This is a genomic window from Nonomuraea sediminis (assembly GCF_018531495.1).
In the GTDB taxonomy this organism is placed as follows: Bacteria; Actinomycetota; Actinomycetes; order Streptosporangiales; family Streptosporangiaceae; genus Nonomuraea; species Nonomuraea sediminis.
Genome location: NZ_JAHDTI010000001.1, coordinates 416,772 through 431,933, shown reverse-complemented (window position 1 = coordinate 431,933; position 15,162 = coordinate 416,772). Strand labels below are relative to the sequence as shown.

Sequence of the window (15,162 nt, the reverse complement as noted above, 5' to 3'; positions counted from 1 at the left end):
TCATCGGTCGACGCTCTCCAGGTGCTCCAGGATGCGGCGCAGCGAGACGGCCAGCTCGCGGCGCTGCTCGCCGTCGAGCTCCTTGACCACGAAGGCCTCCTGCCGGTTGAAGTCGGGGAACAGGTCGCGCATCAGCCGCTCACCGGTCGCGGTGAGCGACAGCATGACCCGCCGCCTGTCGGTCGGGTGCGGGGAGCGGCGCAGGTAGCGGTAGGACTCCAGGGTCTTCACCACGCCGGTCAGCGTGCCCTTGGAGATGCCCGCCTCGGCGGCCACGTGCCTGGTCTCGCTCTCCCCCCAGACCCACACCACCCACATCACCACGAACCCGGTCCAGGTCAGCCCGGTGTCGCGCAGCACCGTCTGCTCCAGGTGGTTGCGGATCGCCGAGGAGGCCCGGTAGATGTGCGAGACCGCCCACATGGCCTCGAAGTCGATGTTCAGCCCGCCGAGCCGCCGGCCGACGGCCTCCTCGGTCTGCTGGAGCGTGTGGTGTCCGGTCACGGACATATCGTATGGGACCGAACGGTTCACTCCGCGTGTACCACGCGGCCGTCGAACACGGTCAGCTCGACGGGCGCGTCCGTGAGCTCCTCGGGAGCCGTGGCCGCGCTGACGAACAGGTCGGCGGCCCTGCCCGGCGTGATCGTGCCCTTCCACGTCTCGGCGAAGTCCTGCCAGGCTCCCGCCGTGGTGTAGGTGTGCAGCGCTTCCTCCAGCGTGACGCCCTCGCCGGTCCGCGCCAGCAGCGCGGCCACCCCGGGACGCCAGTCGGGGCTGGTGACCGGGGCGTCGGAACTGCAGGCCGTACGCACCCTCGCCGCCAGCCGCGGAGCGGGCCGGCCACTCGTGCTCGGCGGCTTCGGCGCCGAACAGGGCGCGGGTGGTGCCCGCCTCCACGCGCTGCAGCACCGGCTGCAGGTTGATGCCGTAGCCGAGCTCGCCCAGCCTGGCCAGCGCCTGCGCGGAGGCGAACTGGCCGTGGATCACGTAGTGCCTGGCGTCGGACCTGGGATGGTCGCGGGCGGTGGCGGTCAGCGCCTCGACCACGGCGTCGACGCCCCGGCTGCCGACCACGTGCACGCCCGCCTGCAGCCCGGCCAGGTGCACCAGGCGCAGGATCTCGTCCAGCTCGGCGACCCGCTCGGCGTCGCTCATGCCGGAGCCCTGGGTGAGGGCCTGGATGGCGCCCACGGCGAAGACGACGTTGGCCCACTGCTGAGGGATGCCGAGGCGGCGCAGCACCTCGGCGACCGCCACGCCGAGCGCGCCCCCGATGAGCGCGCCCTCGGTGTGCTGCGCCCCCGCGAACACCGCGACCGCATAGGCGACCAGCGACTGGCCGGGGTCGAAGTTGCGGGAGACCACCATGGCGAGCTGCCCGGCCGCAGGCGGTGACCGTCGCGGCGAGGAGCAGGACGGTTGATGTCCTGGAAGCGATCACGGCGCGAGCCTCTCGTGCGATCGTACGGTTCCAAACGACATCCGGCAAGGTCTGTACATACGATGGTCGTTTGGATACGAATTTGTTGTGTCGATACCACGTATGCAGCTCGTGCTGTCCGAGAACTGGACGATGACCGGCGAGCTCCCGGCGCTGGTGCGCTGGGCGCGCGAGGCGGAGGACGCTGGGTTCGACTCCGTGATGATCAGTGAGCACGTCGTGCTGGGGCCCGACGCGGGCGCCGCCGGGCGGATGGCCAATCCCCGCGAGTACGCGCTGCCCGGCAACCAGGATCCGTTCACGCCGTGGCCGCACTCGCTCACGCTGCTGGCGGCCATCGCCTCGGTCACCTCCCGGCTGCGACTGGCGGCGACCGGCGTGCTGGCGCCGCTGCGGCATCCGCTGGTGCTGGCCCGGGAGCTCGGGACGCTGGACCTGCTCTCCGAAGGGCGGCTGATCGTGCTGCCCACGGTCAGCTGGAGCAGGGACGAGTACGCCGCCCTCGGCGTGCCCTTCGCCGATCGAGGGCGGCTGCTTGACGAGCATCTGGAGATCTGGTCCCTGCTGTGGGGGCCGTCGCCGGTCTCCTACGACGGCGCGTTCTATTCGTTCGAGGACGTCTACTTCGAGCCGAAGGCGTATCGGCCGACCGGGCCCGTGCTGTGGTTCGGCGGCGCGGGCATGAGCTCGCACCTGCTGCGGCGGCTGGCGCGGTGGGGGAGCGGCTTCAATCCGCTCGGGTATCCCCCCGCAGAGGACCTCCGGGACCTGGCGTCCGGATTGGCCGCGCACGGCCGGTCGATAGCGGAAATCGAGCTCGTCGGAGGAACTCGCGCGATATTTCCGGACAGCGACTCGTGTGCGCCGCTGGAGGCCGCGCTGGAGCACATCCCCCAGCGCATGGCCGAGGGATACACCACCTTCTGCATCAAACCCTCCCAGTTCATCGACGACCCGGCGAAGGTCGGCGCGTTCTGCCGCGAGGTGATGCGCCGGGTCTCGTGCTAGAGCGCCTCCCTCACCAGGGCCGTGTCGGTGAACTGCTCAAAACGGCGGGCGAGGCCGTCCTCCAGGTGCCACACGTGGGTAAAGCGTGCGCGCATGTGCCTGCCCGTCGCCCGGTACGTGCCGCTGTAGGTGCCGATGACCACGATCACGTCGCCGCCGTCGACGAACTCCTCGGGGTCGGCCCGGTAGCCGTCCCACTCGCTGCCGAGCCGGGCGAAGACGTGGTCCAGCACCTCCTGCGGTCCCGTGTACGTGCCCGCGTACGGGAAACCGGCCATCTCCGTCCACTGCGCGTCGGGGGCGAGCGGTGCCAGGATGCCCTTGACGTCGCCGGAGTCGGAGGCCGCGTATGAGGCACGGACCGCGTCGAGATTCTTGCTCATATGGGCTCCTCGTTCGGGTAGCTGACCTTGCCCAGCGGGATGATGTGCGCGCCGCCGGGGTCCGCGCTGATCTCGCCGTCGCCCGTCAGGCCGAAGAACGTCCCGACCGTCCGCAGCGCCGCCCAGTCGTAGAGCCACGTGGCCGCCACCGGGATCAGGAACTCGCGGAACGTGAACACGTACACGTCCTCGGCGATCTTCCACGCGGTGGCCAGGTCGACGTCGCCGTGGCCGCGCTGCTCGCCCACCAGGCACTGCCAGGCGTAGCGCTCGGAACTCAGGTACACGTGCTCGTACAGGTGCTCGGGGCTGTAGCGGTACAGCGCCCTGCGCCCGATCAGCTCCCGTGTCGGCGCGGGCGGCTCGGCGCTCACCGGGACTCCCTCCATCACTCCCGGCGTGAACTCCTGCGACACCCGCGGCCTGCCCGGCGTGGGCTCGGGCGCGATCGCCGACACGACCCTGAGCGCGCGCCCCTGGTGCAGCACGACCACGGTCAGCTCGCGCCCGCGCGGCGCGAGCCCCACGAAGATCAGGTCATCCCGTACGGCTATCGCCTCGTACCACCCGGCGGGGCCGCCGTCGACGTGCACCTGCGCGCCGGTGGCGAAGCTGAGCGTGGTGGCCGTGCCGTCGTCGAAGCGCAGCTTGAGCTCGGTGCCGGCGAGCACGTCAGAGGCGGGCAGCCTGTTGGTGGCGATGCCCCTGGCGAAGTCGTCCATGTTCTTCCACCCCGCGGGGCGATCGTTCATGGTGCACCTTCCTCCATGAAGTCGTCTATGAAATCATATATCTTCTATTTCTAAAGGAGGAGTGCCGATGAGGCTCCACGGCAAGGTCGCGCTCATCACCGGCGCGGGCACGGGCATCGGCGCCGCCACGGCCCACCGCTTCGCCGCCGAGGGCGCCCAGGTCTTCCTCACCGGCCGCCGCCCCGGCCCCCTGGAACAGGTGGCCCTCGAAATCGAGAAGACCCTCACACCTCCACCGACGCCCCCACTGTCACCGGGCACGGGATCGTCAGCGGCATCCGGGCTCTTGCCGGGCGGGGGATCGTCAGCGGCATCCGGGCTCTTGCCGGGCGGGGGATCGTCAGCGGCATCCGGGCCTTCGCCGGGCGCGGCATCGTCGGGGGCATCCGGGCCCTTGCCGGGCGAGGGTTTGTCGGCGGCGTCCGAGCCCTTGCCGGGCGCGGGATCGCCTGCGGAATCCGGACCTCTGCCTGGTGCAGTCGCTTCCGGGGGTACCGAGCTTCCTGACGGCGCCCGGTCTCCCGGCGGTGCCGGTTCGCTGGTGGGAGCCGAGCAGCCGGGCGTCGCGGTGTTCGCCGCGGACATGGCTGACACCGAGCAGGCGCGGGCCGCGGTCACCGCTTGCCTGGAGCGCTTCGGACGTTTGGACATCGTGGTCGCCAACGCGGGCGGTCACGGTGGGGAGGCCGTCGCCGACACCGGCGACGAGTCCTGGCAGGAGGCCCTGCACGCCAACCTCAACACCTGCTTCGTCACCTGTCGAGAAGCGCTCCCGTCACTGATCGACGCCCGGGGAAGCATCGTCATCGTCTCCTCGATAGCCGGTCTCGCCGCCGGCCCCGCCGTATCCGGATATGTCACCACCAAGCACGCCCTCATCGGCCTCACCCGCTCGATCGCCCGCGACTACGGCCCCGCAGGCGTCCGAGCGAACTGCCTGTGCCCCGGCTGGGTCGTCACCCCCATGGCCGACGACCAGATGGACCTCCTCGTCGACCGCGACGGCATCACCCGGGAAGACGCCTACCGCCTGGTCACCAAGGACGTCCCCCTCCGCCGCCCCGCCACCCCCGAGGAGATCGCCGCGATCTGCCTCTTCCTGGCCTCCGACGAAAGCGCCATCATGACCGGCTCAGTACTGGTAGCCGACGGCGGCGCCACCGCCGTAGACCTCCCCACGCTCCCCTTCGCCTAGCCCCACCCGCAGGTCGCCTTCCTCCACCCGACCCGCACCCCAAGACCCCACACTTCGGGACGCCCCCACCCCCAGGCGCCGCGCCCGACGCTTCGCGCTGAGGCCCTGCATCCGAGCGCCCGCACCCTGCGGGGACCACCCGGGCGCCGGGTCGGCGGGACGGTGTACGGCGGAGGTCGGCGCCTTGTACGGCGGGCACGTGGGCGGTTCCGAGGTGCGCGGAAACGCGGATCGCGGGTTCCGTGGCCAGGCGGGGGAGCGGTGGAGCTCGCCGTACGAGGGCGCCGGCGCTCGCCGTACCCTCTCCCGCCGACCCGGCGCCCGGGAAGGTGGCCCTGGGCTGGGCGTGTCCTGCGCCCCGGGGAACGCGTCCGTGCGACCGGGGATGTGCCCCTGCGCCCGGGCAGCGGCTGGGCGGGGGAGCGGTGGGGCCCGCCGTAGGAGGGCGCCGACGTTCGCCGTACCCCCTCCCGCCGACGCGGCGCCTGGGAAGGCGGCCTGCGCTGGGGGTGTCCCGTGCCCGGGGAGCGCGTCGGTGCGCCAGGGACGTGTCCCTGCGGAGTGAGCTGTCGCTGGCCGGGGTTGCCGGGTGGTGGCGGGGGAGAGGGTCAGGTGCCGAAGCGGGGGATGGGGAGGGGGGTGGTGGCGAGGTGGATGACGTGGGGTTCGGTGTAGACGTCGATGCTGTGGCGGCCGCCCTCTCGGCCGAGGCCGCTGGATTTGACGCCGCCGAAGGGGGTGCGGAGGTCGCGGATGTTCTGGGAGTTGATCCAGAGCATCCCGGCCTCGATGGACCGCGCGAGCCGGTGGGCGCGGAGCAGGTCGTTGGTCCAGACGTAGGCCGCCAGGCCGTAGCGGGTGGCGTTGGCCAGTTCCAGTGCCTCCTTCTCCGTGGTGAAGGGCGTGACGCAGACGACGGGGCCGAAGATCTCCTCCTGGAAGACGCGCATCGACGGGGTGACGTCGGCGAAGACGGTGGCCGAGAGGAAGTTGCCCTCAGGCAGGTGCGGGGGCCGGGTGCCGCCGGCGACGAGGCGGGCGCCCTCCTCCAGACCCGACGACACGTAGGACATGACGCGGGCGTGATGGGAAGGGTGGATCAGCGCGCCGAGCTCCGTGGCCGGGTCGTGCGGTGGCCCGATGCGGATGCGCGAGGCGCGCGCCGCCAGGCGTTCGACGAAGGAGGCGTAGACGGTGTCCTGGACGAGGATGCGGGAGCTGGCCGTGCACCGCTCGCCGTTCAGCGAGAAGACGCCGAAGACCGCGGCGTCGAGCGCCCTGTCGAGGTCGGCGTCGTCGAAGACGAGCAGCGGCGACTTGCCGCCCAGCTCCATCGACAGCGACTTGAGCCCGCCGGCGGCCGAACGCATGATCGTCTGGCCGGTCGACGTCTCGCCGGTGAAGGAGATGACCGGAACGTCGGGGTGGGCGACCAGCGCGGCGCCGGCCCGTTCGCCGATGCCGTGGACGAGGTTGAACACGCCCGCGGGCAGCCCGCCCTCCTCCATGATCTCCGGGAGCAGGCTGGCCGACAGCGGCGACCACTCGGCCGGCTTGAGCACCACGGGGCACCCGGCGGCGAGCGCGGGCGCGAGCTTCCAGGTGGCCAGCATGAACGGGGTGTTCCACGGGGTGATGAGCCCCGCCACGCCCATCGGTTTGCGGATGACGTAGTTGAGCTGCGAGGTGCCGACGCGATAGACGTCCTCGCCGAGGTTGCTGATCACGTCGGCGAAGAAGCGGAAGTTGTGCGCGGCCCGGTGCGCCTGGCCTCTGGCCTGCGTAATGGGCAGGCCGGTGTCGGCGCACTCCAGTTCGGCGATGCGCTCGTCGCGGGTCTCGATGGCCGCCGCGACGCCGCGCAGGATCGCGGCCCGCTCCTCGCCGGTCATGCGCGGCCACGGCCCGTCGGTGAACGCCTTCGACGCGGCGCGGACCGCGGCGTCGACGTCCTCGGCGTCGCCGGAGGCGACCGTCAGCGCGGGCCGGTTGGTGGCGGGCTCCAGCGACTCGAACGTCTCTCCCGACAGGCTCGGGACGTGGGCGCCGTCGATGTAGTGCTCCAGGTTCAACGGGCGATCTCCTTGCACTGGGCCAGCAGGTCCTCGATGCGCGCCACCGCCGCCTCGGTCGGCGTGATGAGCGGCGGCCGTACCAGCGAGGAGGCGATCAGGCCGTGCCGGTGCAGCACCCACTTGGCCGGCGCCGGGTTCGTCTCCACGAACAGCAGCTCGGCCACCGGGTGCAGCGAGTAGTGCAGGTCGAGCGCGGTCTCCTGGTCGCCGTCGACGAAGGCCATGTACATGGCGGCCACCGCGGCGGGCGCCAGGTTAGCCGCGGCGCTGACGAAGCCCGCGCCGCCGATGGCCAGCAGCGGCAGGCACAGCAGCTCGATGCCCGACCACATGAGGAAGTCGCGCCCGCAGGCGTACATCACCCGCGAGAAGTGTTCGAAGTCCCGCGTGGTCTCCTTGATGCCGACGATGTTGTCGTGCGCGCGGCGCAGCCTGGACACCGTCTCCGGGTCGATGTCCACGGCGGTGCGCGAGGGCACGTTGTAGATCACGATCGGCAGCGAAGGGAACTCGGTGGCCACCCGCGCGTACCAGCGGAACAGCGCCTCCTGCGACGGCCGCGCGTAGTAGGGGGTGATGACCAGGGCCGCGTCCGCGCCCAGGCGCTCCGCGGCGGCGGTCAGCTCCAGCGTCTCCTCCAGCCGCGCCGAGCCGGTGCCCGGCAGGAACGGCACGCGGTCGCCGTTCTCCTCGGCCACCGCCGCCATCGCGGCGATACGTTCCGCGACGCTCTGCGCGCCGGGCTCGCCGGTCGAGCCGCCGGTCGAGATGCCGTGCGAGCCCTGCTCCAGCTGCCAGCGCACCAGGTTGCGCAGCGACGCCAGATCCAGGTCGCCGTCCTCGGTGAACGGGGTCACCACCGGCGCGATGGACCCCCTGATCGTGGCCGGGTCGGAACGGAACCTCATTCAGCCCTCCTGCTCGTAGCGGCGCCGCCAGTGCGGCCCCATCGGGTAGAGGCCGTCGATCGACGCGCCCTCGCTCACCCGGTCGTGGATGAAGCGCTCCTCGCGCTCCTGCTCGATCGCCGCCTCGGCGATCTCGGGGGCCAGGTGCGGCGGCACGACCACGACGCCCTCCGCGTCGCCCACGATCACGTCGCCGGGCATCACGAGGGCCCCGCCGCAGGTGATGGGCACCTGCGAGTCCATCGGCACGTGCCGCCGCCCCAGCACGGCCGGGTGCGGCACGCCGTAGTAGACGGGCAGCGGCATCCGGGTGCTGTCGCGCAGCCCGCCGTCGGTCACCACGCCCGCCGCGCCGCGGCGCAGCGCGCGCAGCGCCAGGATGTCGCCGAGCGTGCCCGCGCCGAGGTCGCCGCGCGCCTCGATCACCAGCACCTCGCCCGGGCGCAGCGCCTCCACGGTGCGCTTCTGCGCGTTCATGCCGCCGCCGATCCTGGCGAACACGTCCTCGCGCAGCGGCAGGTACCGCAGCGTCCGCGCGATCCCGGCCATCCGCCGGCACGGGTCGGCGGGCCGCACGCCCTCGATGACGTGGTGGTCGATGCCCCGCCTGCGCAGCTGGGACGACAGCGTCGCCGTCGACGCCTCCATCAGCTTCGCGATCACTTCACGATCGGGTACGGCAGGCGTCACGGGCTGCACGCCGTACTCGAGAGGCGGATCCGTGCCGGCCACGATCGCATTGCGCAGCCGCCCCGAGTCCTCCAGCTCGACCTCCACCACGTCCCCCGGCTGGACGACCGCGGCCCCGGCGGGCGTGCCGGACAGGATGACGTCCCCGGGTTCGAGGGTCAGGTGGCGCGACAGGTCGGCGATCAGCAGGTCGAAGGGGAACAGCAGCTCGTCCGTGCACGCCTCCTGGACCAGCCGGCCGTTGACCCACGCGCGCAGCCGCATCCGGGAGGGATCCACGCAGGAAAGCAGCGTGGGACCGATCGGGGTGAACCCGTCCTGCCCCTTGGCCCGCAGGTTGGACCCCTGGTCGGCGTGGCGGAAGTCGGCGAGCCCGAAGTCGTCGGCCGCCGCGTACCCGGCGACGCACGACAGCGCCTCGTCGCGGGAGACGCGCCGGGCCCGTGACCCGATGACGATCGCGATCTCCCCTTCGAACCCCAGCGCGGTGCACCCCGCCGGGCGTACTACGGGCCGCCCCGACCACGACAGCGACGAGGAGGGCTTCATGAAGTAGGACGGCACCTCGGGAACGCGCCCCCGCTCCGCCGCGCGACCGCGGAAGTTCAGGTGGGTGGCGATGATTTTCCCAGGTGAGAGGCCTAGCGGATGACCCATGACCAACTCCGGCTAAGAACTATAGACAAGCATATCTTAAATCATACATGATTTGACTTATGCGACGCCTGGTCATCCCCGCGGTGGCGATCCTGCTGCTCACCGCGGCCTGCTCCCAGACACAGCAAGGGACGGGCGCGGCGAAACCGATCTGCGGATCCGGCAAACCCGCCACCGGCACGCCCATCACGGTGGGCGCCATCGTGACCGCCAGCGGCGGCATCGACTTCAGCTCCGCCACCAAGGCGGCGCAGGCCTACTTCGACTGCGTGAACGCCGGCGGCGGCATCGGCGGCAGGCCGATCAAGTACCTGGTCGAGGACGACGGGCTCAACCCGCAGAAGGCCTCGCAACTGGCCACCAAGCTGGCCGGGAACCAGGACGTGGTCGCGCTGGTCGGCGGGTCCAGCTTCGTGGCCTGCGGCGTGTCGGGCCCGATCTGGGAGAACAACGGCCTGTACGACGTGCTGGCCGTCGGCGTGCCCCGCGCCTGCTTCGAGTCGCCCCGCATCGCACCGGTCAACGCGGGCCCCAGGATCAGCGCCATCGCCGCCACCCAGTACGCGGTCGAGGTGCTCGGCGCCAAGCGGGTGGCCCAGATCAGCAACCGCACGCCCAACGTGGGCGACTGGACCCAGGAAGGCGTGCGCGCCTACCTCGGCACCAAGGGCCTGACCTCGGCGGGCGACGTGCTGCACGACCCCGGGATCAAGGACGCGACAGCCGTACTGCTCGAGGCCATGCGCGGCAACCCTGACGCGATCATCCTGGAGGACCCCGCGCCCGACGACGCCGCGATACTCAAGGCGGCGCAGGCGCAGGGGCTGAAGGACAAGGTCAGGTTCGCCTGCCTGACGCCCTGCTACGACACCACCTTCCCCGGCCAGGTCGGCGGCTACTGGGAGGGGTTCGTGTCGAACTCGGAGTTCACCATGCTCGACGCGACCACCGCGGACAACAAGCTGTGGCGCCAGGTCATGGACGGCTACGCCGACGCCAGGGCGCCCAGGGACTCCTTCGCGCAGGGCGGCTTCCTGGCCGCCAAGATCTTCGTCGACACGCTGTCCAAGGCGCAGGGCCCGCTCGACCGGGCCTCCGTCGGCAGGGCGATCGCCGGGATCAAGGATTTCAAGAGCGACCTGCTCTGCGCGCCCTGGTACTTCGGCCAGGCCCAGCGGCACAACGCCAACCACGTCACCCGCTACGTCAAGATTACCGGGGACGGCTGGCAGGCCGCCAAGGACTGCACGCCCACCCAGGACCCCGACCTGAAGCCGATCCTGGCGGCCGAGGCGGGCTGATGCTGCCGTTCGTGATCAGCGGGCTCGCCCTCGGCGCCGTCTACGCGCTGTCGGGCGTCGGGCTCGTCGTGCTCTACCGCGCGACCGGCGTGCTCAACCTGGCCTACGGCGCGATCGGCGCGATCGGGGCGCTGCTGTCGTGGCAACTGCTGCAGGACGGCCTGCCCGCCGCGCTCGCCCTGGCCGCCGCGCCCCTGCTGTCGGCCGTCCTGTCGGGCCTGTACGGCGGGCTGATCAGCCCCCTGGTGGCCGACCGCGACCCCCTGGTGAAGGCCGTGTGCACGCTCGGGTTCGCGCTGATGCTGCTCGGCGTCTGCTTCTGGACGTGGAGCGACGACCCGCGCACGCTCACGCTGCCCACCGACACGGCCGGGTTCGACCTCGGCACGGCCCGCGTCACCCTCACCCAGGTGCTGGCGCTCGCGCTCGCGGTGGCCCTCACCGCCGGCACGGGCGCGCTGCTGCGCTGGACCGCGTTCGGCCGGGCGATGCGGGCGCTGGCCGACGACAGGGAGATCAGCGCGCTGCTCGGCGTGCCGATCCGCCGCGTGGAGGTCGTCACCTGGGTGGCGGGCGGCGCGGCGGCCGGACTGACCGGGCTGGTGCTCGGCTCGCTCACCCGGCTGGAGGCGGGCACGCTGACGTTCCTGGTCATCGCCTCGCTGGCGGCGGGCGTCGTCGGCCGCTTCCGCTCGCTGCCCGTCACGCTCGCCGCCGGGCTGGCCATCGGCCTGGTCGAGGCGCTGGGCGGTGCGTCGGCCGCCACCGCGCCCTACCGCTCGGTCGCGCCGTTCGCAGTGGCCGTCGCGGCCATCCTCTGGCTGCAGCGCAAGGGCGCCAGGGCGCGGCGCGGCGGCACGGTCGAGGTGCGCACGGCCGCCAGACCGGTGACCGCCGCCGCGCGGCCGCTGCCGCCGGGCGACCCGCGCTCGGTGCTGAAGGTCGTGCTCGGGCTCGCGCTCGGCGCCGCCCTGCTGGCGGTCGTCGTGCCGCTGGTGCTCGACGGCTACTGGGTGCGGGTGCTCACCACCGCCGCGATCTTCGTGATCCCCGCCGCGGGCATCGCCCTGCTGTACGGCAGGCTCGGGCTCGTCTCCCTCGGCCAGGTGGCCCTGCTGGGCGTGGGCGGGTGGGTGGCGCTGCGGCTGGCGTTCGCCACCGGGTGGCCCTTCCCCGTCGTGGTGCTGGTGGCCGGGCTGGCCACCTGCCTGGTGGGGATCGTGTACGGGCTGCCCGCGCTGCGGCTGTCCGGCGTCGATCTGGCGCTGGTCACGCTGATGGCGGGCGGCGCGTTCCAGGTGGCGTTCTCCGCGACCGGCTTCCCCGACGGCGGCCCCGGCTTCCTCGGCCGGATCGCCGGCAGCGGGATGCAGCAGGCCATGCCCCGGCCCTCGCTCGCCTCCTCCGACGCCGGGTTCTTCCGGGTCGTGCTGGTGTGCGCGGCGCTCGCGCTCATCCTGGTCGTGCTGCACCAGCGGGGGCGGCCGGGACGCGCCTGGGCCGCCATCCGCGGCGGCGAGGCCGGGGCGCTGGCCGTCGGCGTGGCGCTGACCAGGTACAAGGTGTGGGCGTTCGCGCTGGCGGCGTTCATCACCGGCACCGCGGGAGCGCTGCTCGCCGCCAACGCCGGGCGGCTCGACCCGATCTCGTTCAAGGCCTCCGACTCGGTGCTGCTGTTCGCCGTCGTGCTCATCGGCGGCGCCTACGGACTGACCGGCGTCGTGCTCTCGGGCGTGGTCGGGCAGGTCGTGCCCGCCCTGCTGGACGCGGCGGGCGTCAACGGCAACCTGATGCTGGTCGTGTTCGGCGCGGGCACCGTGCACGCCCTGGTGACCGCGCCGCGCGGCATCGGCGGACAGCTGGAGGACCTGGCCGCCAAGGTGGCGCCATGACGCTGGAGATCGAGGACCTGCGGGTGCGCTTCGGCGGCGTCCGGCCGCTCGACGGGGTCACCCTCACCTTCTCCGCGGGCCTGTGCGGGCTGATCGGGCCCAACGGCGCGGGCAAGACCACGCTGTTCAACGTGCTGTCCGGCTTCGTACGGCCCGCCTCGGGCACCGTGACCGCCGGCGGGACCGACCTGCTCCGCCTGGCCCCGCACCGGCGGGCCCGCTGGGGGCTGCGCCGTACCTTCCAGCAGGAGCAGGTCGTCGCCGAGCTCAGCGCGGCGGCGAACCTGCGCCTGGCCGCCGACCACCTGGGCGGCGGCGAGGAGGGGCTGCTCGGCTTCTGCGGGCTGGAGGATCCGGGACGGCCAGCGGGGGAGCTCACCCTGCTCGAACGGCGGCGGCTCGAACTCGCCCGCGCCCTGGTCGGGACCCCGCGCATCGTCCTGCTCGACGAGCCCGCCGCCGGCCTGTCCGAGGCGGAGTCCAGGGAACTGGCCACGCTGCTGCAGGCCGTGCCCGAGAAGTTCGACGCGCTGGTGGTGCTCATCGAGCACGACGTCGGCCTGGTCGCCGAGGTGTGCGCGTCGACCGCCGTCCTCGACTTCGGCCGCCTGGTCGCCCTCGGCCCCACCGCCCAGGTGCTCGCCGACCCGGCCGTGCGCGCCGCCTACCTGGGGGAGGCGCCATGACGCTGGCGGTGCGCGGGCTCCGGGTGGCCAGGGGCGGCCGCGAGGTCCTGCACGACGTCTCGCTGGACGTGCCCGCCGGTCAGGTCACGGCGCTGCTCGGCGCCAACGGCGCGGGCAAGAGCACGCTGGTCCTGGCCGTCGCGGGCCTGCTCCGGTGTACGGCGGGCAGCGTCATGGCCGGTGACGACGACCTGACGGGACTCCGCCCCGAACGCGTCAGGGCGTCCGGCGTGGCCGCGGTGCTGGAAGGCCACCGGGTGCTCGCCTCACTGACCGTGGCCGACAACCTCAGGGTCGCCGCCGGCCGGGACTCCCAGGCCGCTTACGCGGCGTTCCCCGAGCTGCGGGAGCTGGCCGGGCGGCCTGCGGGGACGCTGTCGGGCGGGCAGCAGCAGATGCTGGCCCTGGCCCAGGCGCTGCTGGCCAGGCCCCGCTACCTGCTGGTGGACGAGCTGTCGTTCGGGCTGGCGCCCGGCGTGGTGGCCAGGCTCGTGCCGGTGCTCGCCGGGCTGGCCCGCGACGGCGTGGGCGTGCTGCTGATCGAGCAGTTCACCAGCCTCGCCCTGGACCTGGCCGAGCACGTCCACGTCCTGGACCGCGGCCGAGTCGCGCTGCGCGGCACACCCGACGAGGTGCGCGACCGGCTGCACACGGCCTACCTGGGAGACGTCCATGGAGAGCTATGACATCGTCGTGGTCGGCGCGGGCTCGGCCGGCGCCGCGGCGGCCGGGCGGCTGGCCGAACGCGCGGACCTGCGGGTGCTGCTGCTGGAGGCGGGCGGTCCCGACACCAACCCGGACATCCACGATCCCGGCGGGGTGTTCCGGCTGTGGGGCGGGGCCGAGGACTACGACTACCTCACCGCGCCCCAGTCCCACCTGGGCGGGCGGCGGCTGCGCTGGCCGCGCGGGCGGGTGCTGGGCGGCTCGTCCTCGCTCAACGGGATGATCTTCGTCAGGGGTGCCCCGGCGGACTTCGACGGGTGGGGGCCCGGATGGTCGTACGCGGAGTGCCTGCCGTATTTCAGACGGCTGGAGAACTTCAGCCGCGGCGCGTCGGCCTACCACGGCACGGGCGGGCCGGTCCGGGTGGTCGCCGACTACGAGCCGCACCCGGTCAACGCGGCGATCGTGGAGGCCGCGGTGGAGTGCGGCGTGCCGTACAACGAGGACTGCAACGGCGAGCGGCAGGACGGCGCCGGTTTCTGCCAGCTCACCGTCCACCGGGGCAGGCGCCACAGCACCGCCGCCGCCTACCTCGGGCCCGGCACGCCGGTCGAGATCAGGGCGGGAGCGCGGGCGCGGCGGCTGCTGCTGCGCGGCAGCCGGTGCGTCGGCGTGGAGTTCGTCTGGGACGGGGCGTTGTACCAGGTCGGGGCCGGGCAGGTGGTCGTGTCGGCGGGGACGCTGGAGTCGCCGCGGCTGCTGATGCTGAGCGGGCTCGGACCCGCGCAGCGGTTGCGCGGGCACGGCATCGGCGTGGCCGAGGACCTGCCCGAGGTGGGGCGCAACCTGCACGACCACGCGCTCGTCCCGGTGATCGTGGCCGCCCGGCGGCCCGTGCCGCCCGCCGTACCTGGACTGCCGCAGATGCACAGCCAGCTGTTCTGGCGCAGCAGGGCGGGGCTGCCCGCGCCCGATGTGCAGCCGCTGTTCTTCCACGTCCCGCTCTACGACGAGACGATGAGCGGACCGCAGGACGCCTTCACGCTGATGGCCGGGATCGTCAGACCCGAGAGCCGCGGCGCGCTGGAGCTGACCTCGGCCGACCCGGACGCGCCGCTCCGCATCGACCCCGCCTACCTGCGCGAGCCCGTCGACGTGGCGTGCATGCGGGCCGCGGTCGAGCTGTGCAGGCAGATCGCCAGGGCGGGCGCGCTGCGCGACTGGGCGGACAAGGAGCTCTACCCGGCCGCCGAGGACCTCCCCGCGTACGTGGAAAGGACCCTGGTGACCTACCACCACCAGGCGGGGACCTGCGCCATGGGCACGGTCGTCGACCACCGGCTCCGGGTGCTCGGGATCGACGGGCTGCGCGTGGCCGACGCCTCCGTGATGCCCGCCGTCACCTCGGGCAACACCAACGCCCCCACGATCATGATCGGCGAGCGGTGTGCCGACCTCGTCCTGGAGGACCTATGACGAACCTGTTCATCGGCGGCGCCTGGTCG

At 72.7% G+C, this 15,162-nt stretch carries 14 protein-coding genes and 2 pseudogenes; 8 read left to right on the top strand and 8 right to left on the bottom strand.

Annotated features, from left to right (window positions below; all coding sequences use genetic code 11):
* The 3 genes and pseudogenes from KIK09_RS57310 to KIK09_RS60480 all read right to left on the bottom strand — a co-directional run.
* On the bottom strand, nt 1–423 hold the full coding sequence (locus KIK09_RS57310) for a MarR family winged helix-turn-helix transcriptional regulator (protein ID WP_504740297.1): 423 nt from the start codon (nt 421–423) through the stop codon (nt 1–3).
* Between the two features lie 107 nt (nt 424–530).
* Nucleotides 531–815: an amidohydrolase family protein gene (locus KIK09_RS57305; protein ID WP_308163886.1), complete on the bottom strand. Its 285-nt coding sequence runs from the start codon at nt 813–815 to the stop codon at nt 531–533.
* A 145-nt stretch (nt 816–960) separates the two neighbouring features.
* Nucleotides 961–1,158, bottom strand: a pseudogene (locus KIK09_RS60480) (metal-dependent hydrolase); the annotation flags it as partial.
* 388 nt (nt 1,159–1,546) lie between these two features.
* Here KIK09_RS60480 and KIK09_RS01930 point away from each other — a divergent pair.
* On the top strand, nt 1,547–2,452 hold the full coding sequence (locus KIK09_RS01930) for a TIGR03619 family F420-dependent LLM class oxidoreductase (protein WP_214316848.1): 906 nt from the start codon (nt 1,547–1,549) through the stop codon (nt 2,450–2,452).
* On the opposite strand, the gene KIK09_RS01925 is transcribed toward KIK09_RS01930, so the two are convergent.
* Both KIK09_RS01925 and KIK09_RS01920 read right to left on the bottom strand, forming a co-directional pair.
* A complete protein-coding gene (locus KIK09_RS01925; RefSeq protein WP_214316847.1) occupies nt 2,449–2,835 on the bottom strand; it encodes a nuclear transport factor 2 family protein in 387 nt (128 codons plus the stop codon). The genes KIK09_RS01930 and KIK09_RS01925 overlap by 4 nt on opposite strands.
* Entirely contained in the window at nt 2,832–3,587 is a 756-nt protein-coding gene (locus KIK09_RS01920) for a MoaF C-terminal domain-containing protein (protein WP_214316846.1), read from the bottom strand. The genes KIK09_RS01925 and KIK09_RS01920 overlap by 4 nt, the downstream gene beginning before the upstream one ends.
* 67 nt (nt 3,588–3,654) lie before the next feature.
* Here KIK09_RS01920 and KIK09_RS59870 point away from each other — a divergent pair.
* Nucleotides 3,655–3,795: pseudogene (locus KIK09_RS59870) on the top strand (SDR family NAD(P)-dependent oxidoreductase); the annotation flags it as partial.
* 333 nt (nt 3,796–4,128) lie between these two features.
* Nucleotides 4,129–4,782: an SDR family NAD(P)-dependent oxidoreductase gene (locus KIK09_RS59865; RefSeq protein ID WP_308163970.1), complete on the top strand. Its 654-nt coding sequence runs from the start codon at nt 4,129–4,131 to the stop codon at nt 4,780–4,782.
* A gap of 608 nt (nt 4,783–5,390) precedes the next feature.
* Here the strand turns inward: KIK09_RS59865 and hpaE are convergent.
* Genes hpaE through KIK09_RS01900 form a run of 3 tightly spaced genes read right to left on the bottom strand, consistent with a single transcriptional unit; the run spans nt 5,391 to nt 9,112 of the window.
* Complete coding sequence (gene hpaE / locus KIK09_RS01910; RefSeq protein WP_214316844.1) at nt 5,391–6,854, bottom strand: 5-carboxymethyl-2-hydroxymuconate semialdehyde dehydrogenase; 1,464 nt, start codon at nt 6,852–6,854, stop codon at nt 5,391–5,393.
* Nucleotides 6,851–7,765 carry a 4-hydroxy-tetrahydrodipicolinate synthase gene (gene dapA, locus KIK09_RS01905; RefSeq protein WP_214316843.1) on the bottom strand — a complete coding sequence of 305 codons (915 nt, stop codon included), beginning with the start codon at nt 7,763–7,765 and terminating at the stop codon, nt 6,851–6,853. Before dapA ends, hpaE begins: the two co-directional genes overlap by 4 nt.
* A complete protein-coding gene (locus tag KIK09_RS01900) occupies nt 7,766–9,112 on the bottom strand; it encodes a fumarylacetoacetate hydrolase family protein (RefSeq protein ID WP_214316842.1) in 1,347 nt (448 codons plus the stop codon).
* Between the two features lie 59 nt (nt 9,113–9,171).
* Here KIK09_RS01900 and KIK09_RS01895 point away from each other — a divergent pair, with 59 nt between their 5' ends.
* From KIK09_RS01895 to KIK09_RS01875, 5 genes are read left to right on the top strand one after another with little or no spacing between them, the layout of a single operon-like run.
* Nucleotides 9,172–10,413, top strand: a complete 1,242-nt coding sequence (locus KIK09_RS01895) for an ABC transporter substrate-binding protein (RefSeq protein ID WP_214316841.1) — start codon at nt 9,172–9,174, stop codon at nt 10,411–10,413.
* Complete coding sequence (locus KIK09_RS01890; RefSeq protein ID WP_214316840.1) at nt 10,413–12,305, top strand: ABC transporter permease; 1,893 nt, start codon at nt 10,413–10,415, stop codon at nt 12,303–12,305. The genes KIK09_RS01895 and KIK09_RS01890 overlap by 1 nt, the downstream gene beginning before the upstream one ends.
* Entirely contained in the window at nt 12,302–12,991 is a 690-nt protein-coding gene (locus KIK09_RS01885; protein WP_214316839.1) for an ABC transporter ATP-binding protein, read from the top strand. The genes KIK09_RS01890 and KIK09_RS01885 overlap by 4 nt, the downstream gene beginning before the upstream one ends.
* Complete coding sequence (locus KIK09_RS01880; RefSeq protein WP_214316838.1) at nt 12,988–13,677, top strand: ABC transporter ATP-binding protein; 690 nt, start codon at nt 12,988–12,990, stop codon at nt 13,675–13,677. The genes KIK09_RS01885 and KIK09_RS01880 overlap by 4 nt, the downstream gene beginning before the upstream one ends.
* Nucleotides 13,664–15,133, top strand: coding sequence for a GMC family oxidoreductase (locus KIK09_RS01875; protein ID WP_214316837.1), 1,470 nt, complete (start codon nt 13,664–13,666; stop codon nt 15,131–15,133). Before KIK09_RS01880 ends, KIK09_RS01875 begins: the two co-directional genes overlap by 14 nt.
* Nucleotides 15,134–15,162 lie beyond the last annotated feature (29 nt).